This is a genomic window from Geodermatophilus sp. SYSU D00965 (assembly GCF_054050075.1).
The window spans coordinates 272,102-293,089 of record NZ_JBJGYQ010000001.1 but is presented as its reverse complement, the minus strand read 5'-3'; the positions used below and the strand labels follow the sequence as shown (position 1 = coordinate 293,089).

Annotated in this window: 17 protein-coding genes; 10 read left to right on the top strand and 7 right to left on the bottom strand. The window is 73.7% G+C overall.

The annotated features are described in order from the left end of the window. Positions 1-65: 65 nt before the first annotated feature. Positions 66-1,040 (bottom strand): substrate-binding domain-containing protein, encoded by a 975-nt coding sequence (locus ACI789_RS01390; protein WP_457006353.1) that lies wholly within the window; start codon positions 1,038-1,040, stop codon positions 66-68. 268 nt (positions 1,041-1,308) lie between these two features. Beyond that, positions 1,309-2,340, bottom strand: coding sequence for a Gfo/Idh/MocA family protein (locus ACI789_RS01385; protein ID WP_457006352.1), 1,032 nt, complete (start codon positions 2,338-2,340; stop codon positions 1,309-1,311). A gap of 190 nt (positions 2,341-2,530) precedes the next feature. Here ACI789_RS01385 and ACI789_RS01380 point away from each other — a divergent pair, with 190 nt between their 5' ends. Continuing rightward, entirely contained in the window at positions 2,531-3,121 is a 591-nt protein-coding gene (locus ACI789_RS01380; RefSeq protein ID WP_457006351.1) for a TetR/AcrR family transcriptional regulator, read from the top strand. Between the two features lie 60 nt (positions 3,122-3,181). After that, complete coding sequence (locus ACI789_RS01375) at positions 3,182-5,320, top strand: MMPL family transporter (RefSeq protein WP_457006350.1); 2,139 nt, start codon at positions 3,182-3,184, stop codon at positions 5,318-5,320. 94 nt (positions 5,321-5,414) lie between these two features. Here ACI789_RS01375 and ACI789_RS01370 read toward each other — a convergent pair whose 3' ends face one another. From ACI789_RS01370 to ACI789_RS01350, 5 genes are all read right to left on the bottom strand, one after another. After that, on the bottom strand, positions 5,415-6,932 hold the full coding sequence (locus ACI789_RS01370) for a mannitol dehydrogenase family protein (RefSeq protein WP_457006349.1): 1,518 nt from the start codon (positions 6,930-6,932) through the stop codon (positions 5,415-5,417). Positions 6,933-6,957: 25 nt separating this feature from the next. Continuing rightward, the gene (locus ACI789_RS01365; RefSeq protein WP_457006348.1) at positions 6,958-8,070 is read right to left on the bottom strand and encodes an ABC transporter ATP-binding protein; all 1,113 of its coding nucleotides are present in this window, start codon (positions 8,068-8,070) and stop codon (positions 6,958-6,960) included. An 87-nt stretch (positions 8,071-8,157) separates the two neighbouring features. Beyond that, positions 8,158-9,051 (bottom strand): carbohydrate ABC transporter permease, encoded by an 894-nt coding sequence (locus ACI789_RS01360; protein WP_457006347.1) that lies wholly within the window; start codon positions 9,049-9,051, stop codon positions 8,158-8,160. After that, positions 9,048-10,010, bottom strand: a complete 963-nt coding sequence (locus ACI789_RS01355; RefSeq protein WP_457006346.1) for a carbohydrate ABC transporter permease — start codon at positions 10,008-10,010, stop codon at positions 9,048-9,050. The genes ACI789_RS01360 and ACI789_RS01355 overlap by 4 nt, the downstream gene beginning before the upstream one ends. A gap of 52 nt (positions 10,011-10,062) precedes the next feature. After that, positions 10,063-11,424: an ABC transporter substrate-binding protein gene (locus ACI789_RS01350; protein WP_457006345.1), complete on the bottom strand. Its 1,362-nt coding sequence runs from the start codon at positions 11,422-11,424 to the stop codon at positions 10,063-10,065. 151 nt (positions 11,425-11,575) lie between these two features. Between ACI789_RS01350 and ACI789_RS01345 the strand changes: the two genes are divergently transcribed. The 8 genes from ACI789_RS01345 to fahA all read left to right on the top strand — a co-directional run bounded on the left by ACI789_RS01345 (position 11,576) and on the right by fahA (position 20,966). Further along, positions 11,576-12,526 (top strand): sugar-binding transcriptional regulator, encoded by a 951-nt coding sequence (locus ACI789_RS01345; RefSeq protein ID WP_457006344.1) that lies wholly within the window; start codon positions 11,576-11,578, stop codon positions 12,524-12,526. 40 nt (positions 12,527-12,566) lie between these two features. Beyond that, complete coding sequence (locus ACI789_RS01340) at positions 12,567-13,367, top strand: phosphotransferase (protein ID WP_457006343.1); 801 nt, start codon at positions 12,567-12,569, stop codon at positions 13,365-13,367. An 83-nt stretch (positions 13,368-13,450) separates the two neighbouring features. Next, on the top strand, positions 13,451-14,620 hold the full coding sequence (locus ACI789_RS01335) for a DUF3500 domain-containing protein (protein ID WP_457006342.1): 1,170 nt from the start codon (positions 13,451-13,453) through the stop codon (positions 14,618-14,620). Continuing rightward, positions 14,620-15,927, top strand: coding sequence for a HupE/UreJ family protein (locus ACI789_RS01330; protein WP_457006341.1), 1,308 nt, complete (start codon positions 14,620-14,622; stop codon positions 15,925-15,927). Before ACI789_RS01335 ends, ACI789_RS01330 begins: the two co-directional genes overlap by 1 nt. 61 nt (positions 15,928-15,988) lie before the next feature. After that, entirely contained in the window at positions 15,989-16,951 is a 963-nt protein-coding gene (locus tag ACI789_RS01325; protein WP_457006340.1) for an MBL fold metallo-hydrolase, read from the top strand. An 8-nt stretch (positions 16,952-16,959) separates the two neighbouring features. Then, positions 16,960-18,558 carry an FAD-dependent monooxygenase gene (locus tag ACI789_RS01320; RefSeq protein WP_457006339.1) on the top strand — a complete coding sequence of 533 codons (1,599 nt, stop codon included), beginning with the start codon at positions 16,960-16,962 and terminating at the stop codon, positions 18,556-18,558. A 12-nt stretch (positions 18,559-18,570) separates the two neighbouring features. Then, positions 18,571-19,776 carry a cupin domain-containing protein gene (locus ACI789_RS01315; protein ID WP_457006338.1) on the top strand — a complete coding sequence of 402 codons (1,206 nt, stop codon included), beginning with the start codon at positions 18,571-18,573 and terminating at the stop codon, positions 19,774-19,776. Next, positions 19,773-20,966, top strand: a complete 1,194-nt coding sequence (fahA, locus tag ACI789_RS01310; RefSeq protein WP_457006337.1) for a fumarylacetoacetase — start codon at positions 19,773-19,775, stop codon at positions 20,964-20,966. Before ACI789_RS01315 ends, fahA begins: the two co-directional genes overlap by 4 nt. Positions 20,967-20,988: the final 22 nt, after the last annotated feature.

Below are 20,988 nucleotides of genomic sequence, written 5' to 3'. Positions count from 1 at the left end.
TTGCTCCAGGGAGGCGGGGAGGATCCGGGGGAGCCGGGGTCCGCCCCCGGCTCCCCCGAGTGGGCTTACCGGGTGTTGTTGTTCGCGTACTCGACGATCGGGCCGATGTTGGTCGAGTCGACGATCGACGGGCCGGTGAGCACCGGGCCGCCACCGCCGATGTCGTTGCCGTTGGTGAGGTTCAGCCACAGCGAGGTCACGGCCATGTAGCCCTGCACGTAGGGCTGCTGGTCGACGGAGAACAGGATGCCGCCGCTGTCGATCTGCTCGGCGACGTCGGCGTTCAGGTCGAAGGTGACGACGTTGGCCTGGCTGCCCGAGTCGGCCTTGGCCTGCTGCGCCGCCAGCGCGATGTCCGCGCCGAGCGTGACGACGTTGGCGATGTTGGCGTCCTGCTGGAGCTTGGCGCCGATGGTCTGCTGCACCGCCGGCAGGTCCCGGCCGTTGACGTAGAGGATCTCGGTGTCGGGGTTGGTCTTGATCACCCCGGCGCAGCGGGCCTCGAGCTGCACCTGCCCCTGCTCCTGGATGACGCACACCGTGTGGCCGGGGCTCTCCTGGGTGATCTTGGTGCCCACGGTCTGCCCGGCGAGGTCCTCGTCCGACCCGAAGTACATCGTGACGCCGTAGTTCTTGTAGTCGTTGATGCCCGCGTTGAACGCGACCGTGGGGATCCCCGCGTCGACCGCCTTCTGCACGTTCGGCCCGATCGCGTCGGGCGTGGGCAGCGTGGTGGCCAGGCCGTCGACCCCGCTGTCGATGGCGTTCTGGATCAGCGTCGCCTGCTCACCGGCGTCCTGGTTGTTGGAGTAGTTCAGGGTGATGCCGAGGTTCGCGGCCGCCGCCTCGGCACCGGCGCGGATCTTGTCCCAGAACGTGTCGCCGGGCGCCTCGTGGGTGACCATCGCGATGGTGAAGTCCTCGCCACCACCGGGGGCGGCCTCGTTCTGCGCACCCCCCTGACTGCTGCACGCGGCCAGCGCCGTGGCAGCGGCGGCCACGGCCACCGCCACTCTCAGCGACCTACGGCTGGTCCTCATGGCTGTCTCCTCGTCGGGTTGGCCACCGGGCCGGTGACCGCTGACCTGCTCCGTCCGGGACGTCGGGTCGAGCGCTCAGCCGTGGGACCGGGGTCCTCGTGCCGTCCTTATGTCCGGACATAGTGACATGGGCCAATGTGACACGGCTCACCAGGAGCGTCAAGGGTCCTCCTCACCGCCCGGCCTGCCCAGCAGCAGCGGCACGGCCCCGACCGGCGGCCCCGGGCAGCTCCCCGGACCGCCGGCGGCCGCGCCACTCCCCCGTGAGCTACGCGCCGGCGGACACCGGGTCGGCGGCGACCCGCACCGGCCGGCCGGTGTGCAGCGACTCCTGCGCGGCGTCGGCCACACGGGAGGCGGCCACGGCCTCCTCGGGCGTGCAGGGGTTGCCCCGCTCGCCCCGCACCAGTTCCACGAAGGCCCGCGCCTCCGCCCGGTAGGCCGCGGCGAAGCGCTCGGCGAAGGTCGCGTGCGGCCGGCCGCCGGGGAAGGTCACGCCGGGCTCGGCCGAGCGCAGCGCCGCGTGCTCGTCGAGGCCCACGACGAGGCTGCCCCGCGACCCCTGGACCTCCAGCCGCACGTCGTGCCCGGCGCCGTTGTAGCGCGAGGCGGTGACCGTGGCGAGGGTGCCGTCGTCGAGGGTGCACACGGCCAGGGCGGTGTCGACGTCGCCGACCTCCCCGATGGCCGGGTCGCCGTTGTTGCTGCCCATCGCGTACACCTCGGCGATCCGCCGGCCGGTGACCCAGGCGAGGACGTCGAAGTCGTGCACGCTGACGTCCCGGAACAGCCCGCCCGAGGTGGCGAGGAAGGCCACCGGGGGCGGCGCGGCATCGCAGGTGACCGCGCGGATGCTGTGGACCCAGCCCAGCTCGCCGGCCCGGAGGGCCCGCCGGGCCTCCAGGTAGCCGGGGTCGAACCGGCGCTGGTGGCCGATCTGGACGACGCCGCCGGCCGCCCGGACGTGCTCGAGCACCGGGAGCGAGGCCGCGACGTCCGGTGCGACGGGCTTCTCGCACAGCACGGGCAGGCCGGCGTCGACCCCCGCGCGGATCAGCGCCGGGTGCGCGGGGGTGGCCGCGGCCACGACCAGCCCGTCGACCCCGTAGGCGATCAGCTCCTCCACGCTCCGGGCCCAGTCGACGTCGAGCTCCGCGGCCAGCCGCCGGGCCGGCGCCGGGTCGGCGTCGGTGAGCGTCAGCCGCGCGACGTCCGGCAGGGCCGACAGGGTGCGGGCGTGCATGGCGCCGATCCGCCCGGTGCCGACGAGGCCCAGGTGCACTCCGGTGGACGAGGTCATCGCGGCGGCTCCTCCGCAGGGCGACGGCCCCGCGGGGAGCGGGGTCGGCGTCCAGGCTCGGGGTGGCGCCCGGCGCCGGTCAACGCCCCGCGGCCCCTCCCCGAGCCCTCGTGGGACGGGTGAGGCACGACACCCAACCGGATCGGTCGGACGACCGACCAGAACGGTCGGTAACGCCTAGCCTGTCCTCGTGGCCCGACCGTTCCGGCAGCAGATCGACGAGGGCATCCTCGACCGCGCCGCCGCGCTCTTCGCCCGCCGCGGGTTCGCCAAGACCTCGCTGCAGGACGTCGCCGGCGCCGTCGGCCTGTCCAAGGCCGGCCTGCTGCACCACTTCCCCAGCAAGGACGCGCTGCACGAGGCCGTGCTCGCCCAGGCCACCACCCTGGGCCGGCGCGTGCTCGAGCAGGTGCAGGACCTGCCGGCGGGCGCCGAGCGCGACCGGCGCGCCGTCGAGGTGCTCGTCGACGTCGCCCTCGCCCACCCCGGGCTGGTCGCGCTGATGCTGGGGCCGACCACGCAGCCCGACGCCGCCGGCCCCGAGCACGCCGTCGCCGAGCTGGTGCTGCGCGCCTTCGGCGTCGACCCGGCCACCACGGAGCAGCAGCGGCTGGTCCGGGCCCTGGGCGCGCTCGGCGCGCTGGCCGTGCTCACCCTCGCGGCGCACTCCGCCGACCAGACCACCGCGTGGCGCCAGCACATCGTCGCCACGTGCTTCGACGCGCTCGGTTCCCGCCGTCCCGGCGCCGCGCTACCCGACCCCGACCAGGTGGAGGCCTGATCCCGCATGGCTGTGTTGTTGTCCCGACTCGGTGCCTTCTCGCACCGGCACCGATGGGCCGTGGTCCTCGTCTGGCTGGCCGTCCTGGTCGCCGGCGGCGCGGGCGCGGCCACCCTGGCCGGGGAGACGTCGAGCAGCTTCTCCATCCCCGGGCAGGAGTCGACCATCGCCCTCGAGCGCATCGGGGAGGAGTTCGGCGCCGGCGGCGGGGCCACCGCCCGGGTCGTGCTGCAGGCACCGGACGGTCAGACGCTGACCACGCCGCAGAACGCCACGGCCGTCGGCGACCTGGTCGGCGAGCTCGCGCAGCTGCCGGGCGTCGCCTCGGCCAGCAACCCGCTGGACCCGGCCGCGCCGGCGGTCAACGCCGAGCAGACCACCGCCTACAGCACCGTCACCTACGACGCCCTGCCCGGCGAGGTGACCCCCGAGCAGCAGGACGCCCTGGTGGCGGCCGTCGAGTCCGCCGGCAGCGGTGCGCTGACCGTCGAGGTCACCGGCGAGGCCGTCCAGTCACCCCCGCACGTCGGGGGCCCCGCCGAGGCGATCGGCGTGGTCATCGCCCTGGTCGTCCTCGCCGTCACCTACGGCTCGCTGATCGCGGCGGGCATGAACCTGCTGACGGCGGTGGTCGGCGTCGGCATCGGCGTCCTCGGCATCACCATCGCGACCGGGTTCGCCGACCTGTCCTCGACCACCCCGATCCTCGCCGCGATGCTCGGCCTGGCGGTCGGCATCGACTACGCCCTGTTCATCGTCACGCGGTACCGGCAGGAGCTGCGGCACGGCGCCGAGACCGGGACCGCGATCGCCACGGCCGTGGGCACCGCGGGCTCCGCGGTGGTCACCGCCGGGCTCACCGTCGTCATCGCGCTGGCCGGGCTGTCCGTCGTCGGCATCCCCTTCCTGACACAGATGGGCCTCGCCGCGGCCGCGACCATCGTCGCCGCCGTCCTCGTCGCGCTCACCCTGGTGCCGGCTGCGCTGGGCTTCCTGGGCGCGCGGGCGCTGCCCCGCCGGCAGCGCGCCGCCGGGGCGCACGAGGCCCGGCACCCCGCCCACGCGCGGGGCCGGCGCGGGTTCCTCGACGGCTGGATCACCACGGTCACCCGCCGGCGGGTGGTCTCCCTGCTGCTCGCGGTCGTGGCCCTCGGGGTCGTCGCGATCCCGGCGTTCTCGATGCAGACCACGCTCGTGCAGTCCCCGCCGGAGGGTTCCACCCAGGCCCGGGCCGAGCAGCTGCTCGCCGACGGCTTCGGCGCGGGCTTCACCGGCCCGCTCACCGTGCTGTTCGACGGCGACGGCGCGGCGCAGGCGGCCGCCCGGGTCAGCGGCGCGATCGCCGACCTCGACGACGTGGTGCTGGTGGCCCCGCCGGTGCCCAACGCCGACGGCAGCGCCGCCCTGCTCACCGTCATCCCCGGGTCCGGGCCGACCAGCCAGGAGACCCAGGACCTCGTGCACGCGCTGCGCGACCTGCTCGCCGGCACCGACGGGCCGCAGGCCTCCGTCACCGGCGCCACCGCGGTGAGCGTGGACGTCGCGCAGAGCCTCGACGAGGCGCTGCCGGTCTACCTCGCCCTGGTCGTGGGGCTGGCGCTGGTGCTGCTCGTGCTGGTCTTCCGGTCGCTGCTGGTGCCGCTGGTCGGCGTCCTGGGCTTCCTGCTGACCATCGGCGCGTCGCTGGGCGCCACGGTGGCGGTCTTCCAGTGGGGCTGGCTGGCCGACGTGGTCAACCTCGACGGCACCGGCCCGCTGATCAGCCTCACCCCGATCCTGGTCATCGGGATCCTGTTCGGGTTGGCGATGGACTACCAGATCTTCCTGGTCTCCCGGATGCACGAGGCGCACAGCCACGGCGCCCGGCCGCTGGACGCAATCCGCACCGGCTTCCGGCAGGCCGCGCCGGTCGTCGTGGCCGCGGCGCTGATCATGTTCTCGGTCTTCGCCGGGTTCGTGCCCGCCGGGGAGGCCACGATCAAGTCGATCGCCTTCGCCCTGGCGGCCGGGATCCTGGTCGACGCGTTCGTCGTCCGCATGGTGCTCGTGCCCGCCGCGCTGGCGCTGCTCGGCCGGGCGGCCTGGTGGCTGCCCCGCTGGCTGCGCTGGCTGCCCGTCCTCGACGTCGAGGGCGCGGCCCTGGAGAAGGCCGCCCCGGCACCGGCCGATCAGCACGAGCCGGTCGCCGTCGGGCGGTGACCGCCCGGCCGGCTCCCGGCTGACCCCCTCCCCTGCGTGGCCCGCCTCCGATGGAGGCGGGCCGCGCGCACAAGGGGGGACGGCAGCTGCCGGGTCAGCGCCCCGGACCGCCGACCGACGGGGACGGCGAGGGCAGGGGCCCGGCGACCACGGCCTCGAGGGTGGCCCGGGCCCCCCGCTCGTGCAGCGAGGTGAGGGCGGCCAGGTAGGCGGCGGTGAACCGCTCGTCGTCCACGAGGTCGCCGAACAGGTCGCGGTCGGCGACGAAGGCCAGCGGGTCCTCCCGCTGTCGGACGGCGCGCGCCCGGAGCGAGTCGCGCCGGCGGTCGGCGACCTCGATCGGCCGCCCCTGCTCGTCCACGCCCTCCGAGTACCGGGCCCAGCCCGCGACGACCGTGGCCGACCGCCGGATCTCGCCCCCGGAGGCCAGGTTCTCCCGGACGACCGGGAGCAGCCACTTCGGCAGCCGCTCGGAGCCGTCGAAGGCCAGCCGGGCGAGGGTGTCCCGGATGTGGGGGTTGGAGAAGCGGGCGATCAGGTCCCGCCGGTAGTGGTCGAGGTCGATCCCGGGGACCGGCCGGAGGGTCGGCGTCGCCTCCTCCTCCATGTAGCCGAGCAGGAACCGCTGGAACAGCGGGTCCTGCGCCGCGTCGTGGACCAGCTCGTAGCCGGCCAGCCGCCCCAGGTAGGCCAGCCCCTGGTGGCCGGCGTTGAGCAGCCGCAGCTTCATCCGCTCGTAGGGGTCGACGTCGGCGACGACCTGGACGCCGGCGTCCTCCAGCGGCGGGCGCCCGAGGCCGAACCGGTCCTCCAGGACCCACTGGGTGAACGGCTCGCACACGACCGGCCACCGGTCCTCGATCCCGAACCGCCGGGCGACCTCCGCCCGGTCCTCGTCCGTGGTGGCCGGCGTGATCCGGTCGACCATCGAGTTGGGGAAGGGCACCTCCCGCTCGACCCACGCGCCCAGGTCCGGGTCGCGCAGCGCGGCGAAGGCGCCGAAGGTCCGCCGGGCGACGTCCCCGTTGTGCTGGATGTTGTCGCAGGAGACGACCGTGAACGGGGCCAGACCGCGCTCCCGCCGGCGGACCAGGGCCTCGGTCACCAGCCCGAACGTCGTCCGCAGGGCGGCGCCGGGCCGCAGGTCGCCGACGACGTCGGGCGCGGTCGCGTCGAACTCCCCGGTCACCGCGGAGATGTTGTAGCCGCCCTCGGTCACCGTGAGCGAGACGATCCGGGTGGTCTCGGCCGCCATCTTCTCGACGACCGCGTCGGGGTCGTCCGGGGCCAGCAGGTACTCGACGATGGAGCCGATGACCTGCGGCTCGTAGGACCCGTCCGCGTTCTTGACGACGAGGGTGTAGAGGCAGTCCTGGGCCGCCATCACCTCCGCCATCCCGCGGTCGGACGGCAGGACGCCGACGCCGCAGATGCCCCAGTCCTCCGCGCCGCCCTGCTGCAGGAGGCGGTCGACGTACACCGCCTGGTGGGACCGGTGGAACGCCCCCACCCCGAGGTGCACGATCCCGGGCCGGACGCGGGACCGGTCGTACGTCGGCACGGGCAGGGTGCCGGCCAGGGTCGGCAGGGACCCCGCGTTCAGCGGTGGCACGGCTCTCCTCCTCCTGCTTCCGGTCTCAGGCGGGCAGCCGCCGGCCCGTCGACGGGGAGAACAGGTGCTCCCTGCCCGGCTGGATCCGCAGGTACACCAGGTCCCCCTTCGCGGGCGGCCGGCCGGGGTCCACGCGGGCGACGAGGTTCTCGTTGATGTCCCCGGCGTCCTGGGCCAGTTCGGGCAGCCGCCCGTGCAGGAACGCGTCGGAGCCGAGTTCCTCCACGACGCCGACCTCGACCGGGAACGCCCCCGGGTCGCTCTCCGAGACCAGGTCGAGGGACTCCGGCCGGAAGCCGGCGACCACGGTGTCGGCGCCCTCCGCGGACAGCGCGCTCAGGGTCGTGGTGGACAGCGGGATGCGGGCCCGGCCGAGGACGGCGTGCCCGTCCTCGAGCCGGAACTCGGCGATGTTCATCCCCGGGGAGCCGATGAACCCGGCGACGAAGACGTTGGCCGGTTCCTGGTAGAGCCGCAGCGGGGTGTCGCACTGCTCGAGGACCCCGGCCCGGAGCACCGCGACCCGGTCACCCATGGTCATCGCCTCGACCTGGTCGTGGGTGACGTAGACGGTGGTGGTGGCCAGGCGGCGTTGCAGGGCCGCGATCTGGGTGCGGGTCTGCACGCGGAGCTTGGCGTCGAGGTTGGACAGCGGCTCGTCCATCAGGAAGACCTGCGGCTGGCGCACGATGGCCCGGCCCATCGCCACCCGCTGCCGCTGGCCGCCGGACAGCGCCTTGGGCTTGCGGTCGAGGAACGGCTCGAGGTCGAGGATCTTGGCGGCCTCGGCGACGCGGGTGGAGATCTCCTCGCGGCTCTTCCCGGCGAGCTTCAGCGCGAAGCCCATGTTGTCGCCCACCGTCATGTGCGGGTACAGGGCGTAGCTCTGGAACACCATGGCGATGTCCCTGTCCTTGGGCTTGACGTGGGTGACGTCCCGGTCGCCGATGCGGATGCTGCCGCGGTCGACGTCCTCCAGGCCGGCGAGCATCCGGAGGCTGGTCGACTTGCCGCACCCGGACGGGCCGACGAGGACGAGGAACTCGCCGTCGGCGATCTCCAGGTCGAGCGCGTCCACCGCGGGGCGCTCGGCGCCTGGGTAGATCCGGCTCGCCTTGTCGTAGGTGACGGACGCCATGGGGGTCTCCTCGCTGGGTGGACCGGGGTCACGCCCCCGGGTGGACGACGACCTTCACGGGCTCCGGCTCCCGCCGGGCTGCGGCCCTCACTTCACGGCGCCCAGCGACAGGCCCTGCACCAGCTTGTCCTGGGCGGCGAAGCCCGCGACCAGCACCGGCAGGGACACCACGAAGGCCGCGGCGCACATCTGGGCCAGGAACAGCCCCTGGCTGGTCACGAACCCGGTCAGGTACACCGGCGCGGTCAGCGCCCGGGTCCCGGTGAGGGTCCGGGCGAGCAGCAGCTCGTTCCAGCTGAAGATGAAGCAGATCAGCGAGGTGGCGGCGATCCCGGGCAGCACGATGGGCGCCACGACCTGGCGCAGGGTCCGCAGCAGCCCCGCGCCGTCCATCGCGGCCGCCTCCAGGATCTCCACGGGGACCTCGGCGAGGAACGACCGCATCATCCAGACCGCGATCGGCAGGTTCATCGAGGTGTAGAGCACGATGAGCAGCCAGATGTTGTCCAGCAGCCCGCTCCACTGCGCGAACAGGTAGATCGGCAGGATGCCGGCCACGACGGGGAGCATCCGGGTGGACAGGAAGAAGAACATCACGTCGGTCCACTTGCGCACCGGCCGGATCGACAGCGCGTACGCCGCCGGGATGGCCAGCAGCAGCACGAGCACCGTGGACACGATGCTGGCGGTCAGCGAGTTGAGCAGCGACGGCCAGGGGTTGGTGCCGGTGCCGACGCCGAAGAACGTCCGGTAGCCCTCCAGGGTCAGCGGCGCGAGGACCGAGGGCGGGTTGGTGGCGGCGGCCTCCTCGCTGTGGAACGACGTGAGCACCATCCACAGCACGGGGAGCACGAAGAGCAGCCCGATCAGCCAGGCGAGCAGGCCGAGGACCAGCCCGCCGCGGGGCTTGCGCGGCCGGCGGGCCTGCCCCTCCGTCGTGCGGGTGGCGGGGACCGGGGCGACGTCGGTGACCGAGCTCATCGCGCGTTCTCCTCCTGGAACAGCGTCGACACCGTGCGCAGCGCCAGGGTGGCGATGATGATCGTGCCGATCACGGTGATGACACCCGCGGCGGACGCCAGGCCGTAGTCGTGGGCGGTGTAGAAGGTCTGGTAGATCGTGTAGGGCAGGTTCGCGGTGCCCAGCCCGCCCGAGGTGATGACGAAGACCGCGTCGAAGGTCTGCACGATGTAGATCGCCCCCAGCAGCGCGCCCAGCTCCAGGTAGCGGCGCAGGTGCGGGAAGGTCATGTAGCGGAAGATCTGCCAGCTGCTCGCGCCGTCGATGCGGGCCGCCTCGATCACGTCCAGCGGCCGGCTCTGCAGGCCCGCCAGCAGGATCAGCATCATGAACGGCGTCCACTGCCAGATCAGGGCGATCTCGATCGACGCCAGCGGCGCGATCGTGATCCAGTCCGGCTGCGGCGGGCTGTCGGAGCCGAACAGCCCCCAGATCCAGGTCAGGGCGCCGTTGAGCAGGCCGTACTCCGGGTTGAACAGCGCGTGCTTCCACAGCAGCGCGGCGGCGACCGGGACGACGAGGAACGGCGTGATCATCATCGTCCGGACCGCGCCCCGACCGAGGAACTTGCGGTCCAGCAGCAGCGCGATGACCAGGCCCAGCACCAGGCTGACCAGGACGACCACCACGGTCAGCTCGATGGTCACGATGATCGCGTCGCGCGTGGCGACGTCGGTCAGCACGTCGGCGTAGTTGCCGAAGCCCGCGAAGCCGCGCTCGTCCGGGTAGTAGGCGTTCCAGTCCATGAACGAGATGACCAGCGTGACCACGAAGGGCAGCTGGGTCACGATGATCATGAAGACCAGCGCCGGCAGGAGCGGCGCCCGCCGCGCCCAGTCGGCCGACCGCCGCAGGGCCCCGCCGGGCGGGGGTCCGGGCGGCCGGACGTCCTCGCGGCTGCGTTCCAGGGTGGTGCTCATGGCCGCTCCTCCGGGTCGGGGGGAGGTCCGGACGGGGGGAGAGCGGTGGCGGTCATCCGCTGCCCCGCTCGCGGTAGCGCTCGGCGACGTCCTCGGCCAGCTGCTGCCCCCGCCCGAGGGCCTCCTCCACGGTCATCCGCCCGGCGATCGCCGAGCTGACGTCCTGGGACACCCGCGTGCCGAGGTCGGGGAACTCCGGGATGTCGACGAACTGGATGCCGGGGGCCGGGCGCGGCTGCACGCCGGGGTTCTCCGGGTCGGCCGACTGGATCGCCTGGACCGTCGGCTGGGCGAAGGCGCCGGCCTCGGCGAGGTAGTCGGGGTTCTCGTAGGTCGACGCCCGCTTGCCCGCCGGGACCCGTGACCAGCCGAGCTCGCGGCCGACCAGTTCCTCGTACTCCCGGCTGGAGGCCCAGGAGATGAAGCGCCAGGCGTTGTCCTTCTTCTGGCTGGCCTGCTGGATGCTCCAGGCCCAGGCGTACAGCCAGCCCGAGCTGCGGGTCTCGACGACCGGCGCGGCGACGTAGCCGATCTTGCCCTTCACCGGGGAGTCGGCGGCCTCCAGCGACCCGGCGGCCGAGGTCGCGTCGTACCACATCGCGACGTTGCCCTGGATCATGTTGTTGAGGCACTCGGTGAACCCGGCCTGCGGAGCGCCGGTCTCCCCGTGCTCGCGGACGAGGTCGACGTAGAACTCCGTGGCCTCGACGAACCCGCCGCTGTCGACCTGGGCCTGCCAGTCCTCGGTGAACCAGGTGCCGCCGAAGGTGTTGACCACCGTGGTCAGCGGTGCGAACAGCTGCCCCCAGCCGGGCTGGCCGCGCAGGCAGATGCCGGCCATCCCCGGCTGCGTGCCGTCCACCGCCGCGGCGATGTCGGCGACCTGCTGCCACGTCGGGTTCGGCGGCATGGTGATCCCGGCGGCCTCCAGGACGTCGGTGCGGTACATCAGGAACGAGGACTCGCCGTAGAAGGGCTCGCCGTAGACCCGGCCGTCCTCGCCGGACAGCGACTGGGTCATCGGCCCGAGGACGTCGGCCTGGTCGAACGCGGAGTCGGCCGCGATGTAGTCGTCCAGCGGCGCCACCCACCCGCTGCGGGCGTAGATCGGGATCTCGAAGTTGCTCAGCGTGGCGACGTCGTACTGCCCGGCCTGGCTGGAGAACTCCTGGCTGATCTTGTCCCGGACGTCGTTCTCCGGCAGCACCGTGTAGTTGACCGTGATGCCCGTCTCGGCGGTGAAGTGCTCCGCGGTGAGCTGCTGGAGGTCGACCATCTGCGGGTTGTTGACCATCAAAACGTTGATGCTGTTCGGCCCTCCACCGCCGGGCCCGCCGCCCCAGCCGGCGCACCCGCCGACCCCGGCCGCCACCACGGTCGCCGCGGTCGCGGCCAGGACGCGTCTGGGCACCATCTCGTCCTCCAGTGGCGAGCACGGAAGCGACTGCTCAGATGAGCGGGAACACCCTCAAAAGTGTGAGCTGAGTCTCGGGGGCACGGGCACCGGCGTCAAGATGCCGTGCGATAGTGAGGAACGGGGCGCTCAGATGAGCAGGGGTGGGCCAGTGACAGCAGAGCAGACCGGTCCGGCCCGCGTCGTCCTCACCGCGTCGATCGCCCGCCGGTACTACCTGGAGGGCCGGTCCAAGGTCGAGATCGCCGAGGAGTTCGGGCTGAGCCGCTTCAAGGTCGCCCGGCTGCTCGACAGCGCGCGCCAGAGCGGCCTGGTCCGCATCGAGATCCGCCACCAGGGGGAGATCGACGTCGACCTGTCGGCGCGGCTGCAGGCCCGGTTCGGACTGCGGCACTCGGTGGTCGTCGACACCCCGGACGACGACGTGCGGTCGTTGCGCGACCACGTCGGCCGGGCCGCCGCGCAGTTGCTGGCGGAGATCACCACACCCCAGGACGTGCTCGGCCTGGCGTGGGCGCGCTCGGTGAGCGCGATGGCCCGCGCGCTGCCCCGCCTGCCCGGGGTCCCGGTCGTGCAGCTCACCGGGGCGCTCTCGCTGCCGGACGGGCCCGACACCTCGGTGGACGCGGTGCGCGACGCGGCCAGCGCGTCCGGCGGCGCGGCGCACTGCTTCTACGCCCCGCTCACGGTGCCCGACGCCGCGACCGCCCGGGCCCTCCGCCAGCAACCCGAGGTCGCCCGGGCGCTCGGCCAGCTGCCGTCGGTGACCAAGGCCGTCGCCGGCGTGGGGCTCTGGGCGGCGGGACAGTCCACGGTCTACGACGCGGCGTCCGCGGAGGACCGGCGGGCGCTGCACGACCTGGGGGTCTGCGCCGACATCTCCGGCGTCTTCGTCGACGCCGAGGGCGCACCGGTGCCGACCGACCTGGCCGACCGGATGATCGGGATCACCGCCGAGGAGATGCGGGCCATCCCGGAGGTCGTCGTCATCCCCTACGGCGCGGGCAAGGCCCCGGCCGTCCGCGCCGCCCTCCGCAGCGGACTGGTCGGCGGCATCGTCACCCACACGGCCCTCGCCGAGGCCGTCCTCGACGGGCGCTGACGGGGTCCCCGCGGGGTCCGGGGAGGACCAGGATGGGCAGGTGCCCGAGGAGAGGGAGCCGGAGGTCGTCCTCACGGGGGGCCTGACCAACCGGGGCCGGGTGGTGCGCATCGGGGACACCGTGCGGCGGCCCCAGCGGTCCACCAGCCCGGCCACCCGCGCGCTGTTGGGCCACCTCGCCGACGTCGGGTTCCGCGGCGCACCGCGCTTCCTCGGGGTGGATGACCGGGGCCGCGAGGTCCTCTCCTACGTCGCCGGCACCGCGGTGACGCCGCCGTACCCGGCCTGGGCGCTGACCGACGAGGCGCTGGTCAGCGTGGCCCACCTGCTCCGCGACTACCACCGGGCCGTGAGCACCTTCGACCCTGCGCCGCACGCCTGGCCGCCGTCGCCCCCGCCGCCCTTCGCCGGGACGCTGGTCAGCCACAACGACCCCAACCTGGACAACGTCGTCTTCCGGGACGGCCGCGCCGTCGCCCTCATCGACTTCGACCTGGCCAGCCCCGGCAGCCGGGTCTGGGACGTCGCCTGCGCCGCCCGGCTCTGGGCGCCGCTGCGGCCCGACCGGCACATCCCCGACCGCCGGCGCGGACGGGCCCTGGACCGCCTCCGGCTGTTCGTCGACAGCTACGGGCTGACCGGGCCCGAGCGCGAGCGCGTGGCGCTGGCGGTCCTGCGCAACCACGAGTGGTGCTACGACATCGTCGGCACCGCGGCGGCCGACGGGCACGCCGCCTTCGCCGACTACCTGGGCGGCGCGGGCCGGCGCGCCGCCGAGACCCACCAGTGGTACCTCGACCACGGCCACCTGCTGCGGGAGGCGGTCCTCGAGGGAGCGTGAGCGCCGGGGTGTGGCGCCGGGCACTCAGCAGACGGACAGCAGAGGTCCAGGACCGCCACACAGCAGGCACCGACAGTGAGCGCATGACCACGACTCCTGCGCCACCGACCCCTGCCGACGAGCGCCGGCCGCTGCTGGGCAGGTTCACCCGCCCGCTCGTCGGGAGCCTCGCAGCCCTGGCCCTGCTGGGCACCGCCGTCGCCTGCGGCACCGCCGAGGACACCACCGCGTCGACCTCGACGACGTCGACCTCCTCCGGCTCGACGTCGCCCGAGGTCACCACCGCGGCCGCCGAGGGCTCCCCGACCGCGGAGGTCGTCGCGGCCGCCGAGGCCTTCACGGCCACGCTGTCCGACGACCAGCTCGACACGCTGCTGTACGACTACGCGGACTCCGACGCGAAGAGCAACTGGTCGAACCTCCCCGAGGGGATGGTCCAGCGCAACGGCCTGGCGATGGGCGACCTGACCGACGAGCAGCGGACCGCGGCGCTCGCCGTCCTCCAGGCGGTGCTCAGCGACGAGGGCTACCAGCAGGTCCTCGAGATGATGGCCGCCGACGACGTGCTCGCCGCGAGCGGCAGCAGCGGCGGCGGTCCCGGCGGCGGCCTGGACTGGAGCAGCGACAACTACTTCATCGCCTTCTTCGGCCGGCCGGCGACCGACAGCGCCTTCATGGTCCAGTTCGGCGGTCACCACCTGGCGGTGGACGTCGACTACGCCGGCGACACCGTCGCGATCACCCCCGAGTTCGTCGGCATCGAGCCCCAGACCTGGCAGACCGACGACGGGACGACCCTCGAGCCGCTCGGCTCGATGAAGGACTCGGTGTTCGCGGCGCTGTCCGGCCTGTCCGAGGACCAGCTCGCGACCGCCGAGCTCGACCAGCTCTACGACGACGTCGTCATGGGCGCGGGCCAGGACGGCGCGAGCTACCCGGACGACGGCGGCGTGCTCGTCTCCGACCTGAGCCAGAGGCAGCAGGACCTGGTGACCGCGGCCATCCGTGAGTGGGTGGGCGACGTCGACGAGGAGGTCGCCGACCAGGTCGTCGCCGAGTACGTCGCCGCCTACGACCAGACCTACGTGTCGTGGTCGGGCTCCACCGACTCCGACGGCGAGGACGCCTACTTCCGGATCAGCGGGCCCCGGGTGTGGATCGAGTACGTGCACCAGTCGGGCATCGGGTTCGACGGCGTCCACCTGCACACCGTCTACCGGGACAAGGCGACCGACTACGGCAGCGCGGCCTGATGCCCCGCCGCCTCCTGGCGCGCACCGCGGTGGTGGCCGCGGCGGCCGGGCTCGCCCTGGTCGCCGCGCCCGCCGCCGCGCAGGCGCACCCCTCGGAGACGTCGGCCGTCCTGCTGACCGTGGGCGCGGACGAGGTCGACCTGGACCTGCAGATCCCCCTGGACCGCTACACCCTGGCCACCGGCAGCGAGGTCGCCGCCGACCCCGCCGGGGTGGCCGCCGCCGAGGCCGACGTCGCCGCCTACGTCGCCGGTCACCTGGCCCTCAGCGACGAGAACGGCGCCTACGACGTCGCGGTCACCTCCGTCGAGCTCGGCACGGTGGACGACCTGCCCACGCTCCTCGTCGACGTCGCGGCCACCCCGGCCGGCAGCGCGGTCGGCGACGTGGTGCTCGACTACGACGCGGTCTCCGAGCGCATCGCCACCCACGACGTGTACGTCTCGGTGGTCAGCGACTGGTCCGCCGGCGTGCTGCCCGAGGGCGAGCCCGAGCTGATCGGGGTCCTCACCGGCGAGGAGTCCACGATCGCGCTGGACCGGGACGGCGCCTCCTGGGAGAGCGGGATGACCGCGACCGTCGCCCTCGGGGTGCGGCACATCGCCGAGGGCACCGACCACCTGCTGTTCCTCGCGATGCTGCTGCTCCCCGCCCCGCTGGTCGCCGCCGGCCGGGGGCTGCGCGCGCGGTGGCGGGAGCGCCGGGGCCTGCCCGCCACGCTGCGCCGGGCCGGGCTGGTGGTGAGCGCCTTCACCGTCGGGCACTCGCTCACCCTCGCCGCGGTCTCCCTCGGCTGGCTGAGCGTGCCCACGACGCCGGTCGAGGTGCTCGTCGCGGCGTCCATCGCGGTCGCGGCGGTGCACGCGGTCCGGCCGGTCGTGCCGAGGGGCGAGGTGTGGATCGCCGGCCTGTTCGGGCTGGTGCACGGCACCGCCTTCGCCACGACGATCCTCGACCTGCACCTGGACCCGGGCGCCACCGTCTCGGCGATCCTCGGCTTCAACGTCGGCGTCGAACTGGCCCAGCTCGTGGCCGTGGCCGTCGTCCTGCCGCTGGTGGTGCTGATGAGCCGGTCGCGGGCGTACCCGGCGGTCCGCGCCCTGCTCGCCGCCGCCGGGGTGGCCGCCGCGGCGGCCTGGGCGGCCGCGGTCCTCACCGGGGGCGAGTCGGTGCTGCAGCCGGCCGTCGACGCCGTCGCGGCGCACCCGCTGGTGGCCCTCGTGGTGCTCGCGGCGAGCGCGGCGGCCCTCTGGGCGGCGTTCCCGATCCGGCCGGCGGGGCTTGTGTCGGGCACCACAACGTCGTAACCTCGCAGTCGATAAGCGGATCGCTCGTCCGATTATGGAACACAGTGAGGGAGACCCGTCCATGGCCGCCAAGCCCTTCGCCTCCTCCGCCGACCTCGGCGTGAAGGAACAGACCCTCGAGGTGCTCGCCGACGGCGTGTACGCGCTGACCGCGGAGGGGGACCCGAACCTCGGCGCCATCGAGGGCGAGGACTTCCTGGTCTGCTTCGAGGCCCTGGCCACGCCGGTCGCGGCCCGCCGCTGGCTGGCCAAGCTGCGCGAGCACACCGACAAGCCGGTGCGCTACCTGGTGCTCAGCCACTACCACGCCGTCCGCGTGCTGGGCGCCAGCGCGTTCGACGCGGAGGTGATCGTCAGCTCCGAGCAGACCAAGCACCTCATCGAGGAGCGCGGCCAGCAGGACTGGGAGAGCGAGTACGGCCGGATGCCTCGGCTGTTCGAGGAGCCGGAGTCCATCCCCGGCCTGACCTGGCCGACCATGACCTTCCGCGACAAGCTCACCATCGAGCTGGGCGGCGACCGCGGTGAGCTGGTGCTCGAGTTCCTCGGCCGCGGCCACACCGAGGGCGACATCGTGGCCTGGCTGCCCAAGCAGGAGATCGTCTTCGCCGGCGACCTCGTGGAGTCGCAGGCCGCGCTCTACACCGGCGACGCGTTCCACTTCGACTGGGCGGCCGGCACCCTCGACCGGGTCAAGGCCCTCGGCGCCCGGCAGCTGGTCGGCGGGCGCGGCGCCATCGCCCGCGGCCGCGACCAGGTCGACGCCGCGATCGAGCAGACCCGCGACTTCCTGCTCACCATGCAGCGCACCGTCGGCGAGGCGCACCGCTCCGGCGGCACGCTCAAGGACGCCTTCGCCGCCACCCACGAGGCGCTGGCCCCCAAGTACGGGAAGTGGCCGATCTTTGAGCACTGCCTGCCCTTCGACGTGCAGCGCCTGTGGGACGAGTTCTCCGGCATCGAGCGCCCCGTGATCTGGACCGCCGAGCGCGACCGCCAGGTCTGGGACGAGCTGCAGGGATGAGGCCCGCGATGACCTCCGACCTGCCCGTGCTGGTCGTCGGCGCCGGCCCGGTCGGCCAGACCGCGGCGCTGCTGCTGGCCCGCTGGGGCCTGCGGGTCGTCGTCCTCGACGGCCGCCCCGAGCGGGACGCGATCGGCAGCAAGGCCATCTGCCAGCAGCGCGACGTCCTCGACGTCTGGGACGCCGTCGGCGTCGGCGCCGAGGTCGCCCGCCGCGGCGTCACCTGGACGACGGCGCGCACCTTCCACCGCGACGCCGAGCTGTTCAGCTTCACCTTCGCCGACCGCGGGAAGTCCCCGTTCCCGCCGTTCGTCAACATCTCCCAGTGCGAGACCGAGCAGCTGCTCGACGCGCGGATCGCCGAGCAGCCGCTGATCGAGGTGCGCTGGGGCTCCCGGGTGGTCGGCGTCGCCCAGGACGAGACCGGCGTGACCCTCACCTGCGCGACGGCGGACGGCGAGGTCCCGGTGCGCGGCTCCTACGTCGTCGCCTGCCCCGGCCCGCGCAGCGACGCGCTGCGGTCGGCCCTCGGGCTGACCTTCGAGGGCGAGACGTTCGACGACCACTTCCTCATCTGCGACATCCGCACCGACCTGCCCGGCTGGGAGACCGAGCGCCGCTTCTACTTCGACCCGGCGTGGAACCCGGGCCGGCAGGTGCTCATCCACCCCTGCCCGGACTCGACGTTCCGGATCGACTGGCAGGTGCCGGCGGAGTTCGACCTGGCCGCCGAGGAGGCCTCGGGCGGGCTGGACCGGCGGATCCGGCAGGTCATCGGCGACCGCGACTACGAGGTCGTGTGGAAGTCGGTCTACCGGTTCCACTCGCGGGTCGTGGACCGCATGCGGGTCGGGCGGGTCCTGGTCGCCGGTGACGCGGCGCACCTGGTCTCCCCCTTCGGCGCACGCGGCCTCAACTCCGGGGTGCTCGACGCCGAGAACGCCGCCTGGAAGATCGCCTTCGTGCTCCACGGCTGGGCGCCGGAGTCGCTGCTGGACAGCTACCACGACGAGCGGCACGCCGCGGCCCTGGAGAACATCGAGGTCACTGGCGCGACGATGCGGTTCCTGGTGCCCGGCAGCGAGGCCGACGCCCGGCACCGGCTCGACGTCCTCGAGCGGGCCGCCACCGACCCGGCCGCCCGGGCGCAGGTCGACTCCGGCCGGTTGGCCGAGCCGTTCTGGTACGTCGACTCGCCCCTGACGACCCCGGACGACCGCCGCCCCTTCCCGGGCCGGCCCGCCCGCGGCGACGTCCCCGTCCCCGCCCCCGGGGTCCTGGTGCCCGACTGCCCGGTCAGCGTGCCGGGCCGGCCGGACGTCGTCCGGCTGCGCCAGCTCGCCCGCGCGGGGGTCACCGTGCTGGTCGGGGACGACGCCGAGACCCCGTCCCTGCCCGACCTCGGCGACGTGCCCGTCGCGGTGCACCGCGTCCGCGACCTGGACGGCGGGCCGACGCTGCGCGAGGCGCTCGGCGTGCGGCCCGACGAGGTCTGGGTGCTGCGCCCCGACGGGCACGTGGCCGCCGTCCTCACCCGCGCCGCCGACGTCGCCCCCGCGGTGGCCCGGCTGCTCGCCCGCCCTGTCCCCACCCCCGTCCCGGCCTGAAGGAGGCACACCATGGCGTTCTACCGGCAGGTGGGCAGCGTCCCGCCGAAGCGGCACACCCAGCACCGCCGTCCCGACGGCGGTCTGTACTACGAGGAACTGGTCGGTGAGGAGGGCTTCTCGTCGGACTCCTCGCTGCTCTACCACCGCGGCGTCCCGTCGGCGATCGTCGACGCCCGCCCGTGGGCGCTGCCCGACCAGACGCTGACCCCCAACAGCCCGCTGGTGCCCCGGCACCTGAAGCTGCACGACCTGTTCCCCGGCGAGGAGCACAAGGCCGTCGACCCGGTCACCGGCCGCCGGCTGGTGCTGGGCAACGGCGACGTCCGCATCTCCTACGCGGTGTCGTCCCTGACCAGCCCGTACTACCGCAACGCGACCGGCGACGAGTGCGTCTACGTCGAGCGGGGCGCGGCGACGGTGGAGACGGTGTTCGGCGCGCTGGAGGTGGGCGCCGGCGACTACGTGGTCATCCCGCGGACCACCACCCACCGCTGGATCCCGACCGGCACCGAGCCGCTGCGCACCTACGCCGTCGAGGCCAACAGCCACATCGCGCCGCCCAGGCGCTACCTGAGCAAGTACGGGCAGTTCCTCGAGCACGCGCCCTACTGCGAGCGGGACCTGCGCGGCCCGGCCGAGCCGCTGCTGGCCGAGGGCACCGACGTCGAGGTCTACGTCAAGCACCGCGGGCCCGGCCCCGGCGGGCTGGCCGGCACCGTGCACGTCGTCCCGGAGCACCCGTTCGACGTCGTGGGCTGGGACGGGCACCTCTACCCCTACGCGTTCAACGTCCGCGACTTCGAGCCGATCACCGGCCGGGTCCACCAGCCGCCGCCGGTGCACCAGGTCTTCGAGGGCGACAACTTCGTGATCTGCAACTTCGTGCCGCGCAAGGTCGACTACCACCCGCTGGCGGTCCCGGTGCCCTACTACCACTCCAACGTCGACTCCGACGAGGTCATGTTCTACGTCGACGGCGACTACGAGGCGCGCAAGGGCTCGGGCATCGGCAAGGGCTCGATCAGCCTGCACCCGGGCGGGCACTCCCACGGCCCGCAGCCCGGCGCGGTCGAGAACTCCCTCGGCGTGGAGTACTTCGACGAGCTCGCCGTCATGGTCGACACCTTCCGGCCGCTGGACCTCGGCGAGGCCGGCACCGCCGCCGACGACGGGAAGTACGCCTGGACCTGGTCCGGCCGGGGGCCCTCGGCATGACGACCTGGCTGGACCTCCCGCCCGGCACCGGCTTCGGGCTGGACAACCTCCCCTACGGCGTCTTCTCCACCCCCGGCACCGCGCCGCGGACCGGGGTCGCGATCGGCGAGCACGTGCTCGACCTGGCCGCGGCCACGGGGGACGACGGGCACGCCACCGGCTCGCTCAACACGTTCATGGCGCGCGGGCCGCAGGCGTGGGCGCAGTTGCGCGAGCAGCTGACCACGTGGTTCACCGACGAGGCGCACCGGGCGGCGGTGCAGCCGCACCTGGTGCCGCGGTCGGAGGTGACCCTGCACCTGCCGGTCGAGGTGGCCGACTACGTCGACTTCTACAGCTCGCAGCACCACGCGGAGAACCTCGGGAAGATGTTCCGGCCCGACTCCGCGGCGCTGACGCCGAACTGGAAGCACCTGCCGATCGGCTACCACGGCCGCGCCGGCACCGTGCAGGTGTCGGGCACCCCCGTCGTCCGGCCGAACGGGCAGCGCAAGGCGCCCACCGACGACGCCCCGACCTTCGGCCCCTCCCAGCGGCTGGACATCGAGGCCGAGGTGGGCTTCGTCGTCGGCACGCCGTCGCAGCTCGGCCGGCCGGTGCCGGTGGCCGACTTCCCGCAACACGTGTTCGGCGTCTGCCTGGTCAACGACTGGTCCGCCCGGGACCTCCAGTCGTGGGAGTACGTGCCGCTGGGCCCGTTCCTCGGCAAGTCCTTCCTCACCTCGCTGTCGCCGTGGGTGGTGCCCCTGGCCGCGCTGGAGGCCGCCCGGGTCCCCGCGCCGGCCCGCGACGTGCCGCTGCTCCCCTACCTCGACGACACCGACTCCCCCTGGGGTCTCGACCTCACCCTCGAGGTCCGGCTCAACGGCGAGCTCATCAGCTGCCCACCGTTCGGCGGGCTGTACTGGACGCCGGCCCAGCAGCTCGCGCACATGACCGTCAACGGCGCGTCCCTGCGCACCGGTGACCTCTACGCGTCGGGCACCGTCTCCGGCCCGGGCAAGGAGCAGCGCGGCTCGTTCATCGAGCTGTCCTGGGGCGGCACCGAGCCGCTGACCCTCGCCGACGGCTCCACCCGCACGTTCCTCGAGGACGGCGACGAGGTGACCATCACCGCCACCGCGCCGGGTGCCGGCGGCGGCCGGATCACCTTCGGCGAGGTCACCGGGCGCATCCAGCCGGCGCCGTGAGCCCAGCCGCCCCCTCCCCCGC

Coding starts and splice junctions, on each gene's coding strand:
- ACI789_RS01390 (WP_457006353.1), bottom strand. CDS start 1,040: ATGAGGACCAGCCGTAGGTCGCTGAGAGTGGCGGTGGCCGTGGCCGCC.
- ACI789_RS01385 (WP_457006352.1), bottom strand. CDS start 2,340: ATGACCTCGTCCACCGGAGTGCACCTGGGCCTCGTCGGCACCGGGCGG.
- ACI789_RS01365 (WP_457006348.1), bottom strand. CDS start 8,070: ATGGCGTCCGTCACCTACGACAAGGCGAGCCGGATCTACCCAGGCGCC.
- ACI789_RS01360 (WP_457006347.1), bottom strand. CDS start 9,051: ATGAGCTCGGTCACCGACGTCGCCCCGGTCCCCGCCACCCGCACGACG.
- ACI789_RS01355 (WP_457006346.1), bottom strand. CDS start 10,010: ATGAGCACCACCCTGGAACGCAGCCGCGAGGACGTCCGGCCGCCCGGA.
- ACI789_RS01350 (WP_457006345.1), bottom strand. CDS start 11,424: ATGGTGCCCAGACGCGTCCTGGCCGCGACCGCGGCGACCGTGGTGGCG.
- ACI789_RS01335 (WP_457006342.1), top strand. CDS start 13,451: ATGACCACGACTCCTGCGCCACCGACCCCTGCCGACGAGCGCCGGCCG.
- ACI789_RS01330 (WP_457006341.1), top strand. CDS start 14,620: ATGCCCCGCCGCCTCCTGGCGCGCACCGCGGTGGTGGCCGCGGCGGCC.
- ACI789_RS01325 (WP_457006340.1), top strand. CDS start 15,989: ATGGCCGCCAAGCCCTTCGCCTCCTCCGCCGACCTCGGCGTGAAGGAA.
- ACI789_RS01320 (WP_457006339.1), top strand. CDS start 16,960: ATGACCTCCGACCTGCCCGTGCTGGTCGTCGGCGCCGGCCCGGTCGGC.
- ACI789_RS01315 (WP_457006338.1), top strand. CDS start 18,571: ATGGCGTTCTACCGGCAGGTGGGCAGCGTCCCGCCGAAGCGGCACACC.
- fahA (WP_457006337.1), top strand. CDS start 19,773: ATGACGACCTGGCTGGACCTCCCGCCCGGCACCGGCTTCGGGCTGGAC.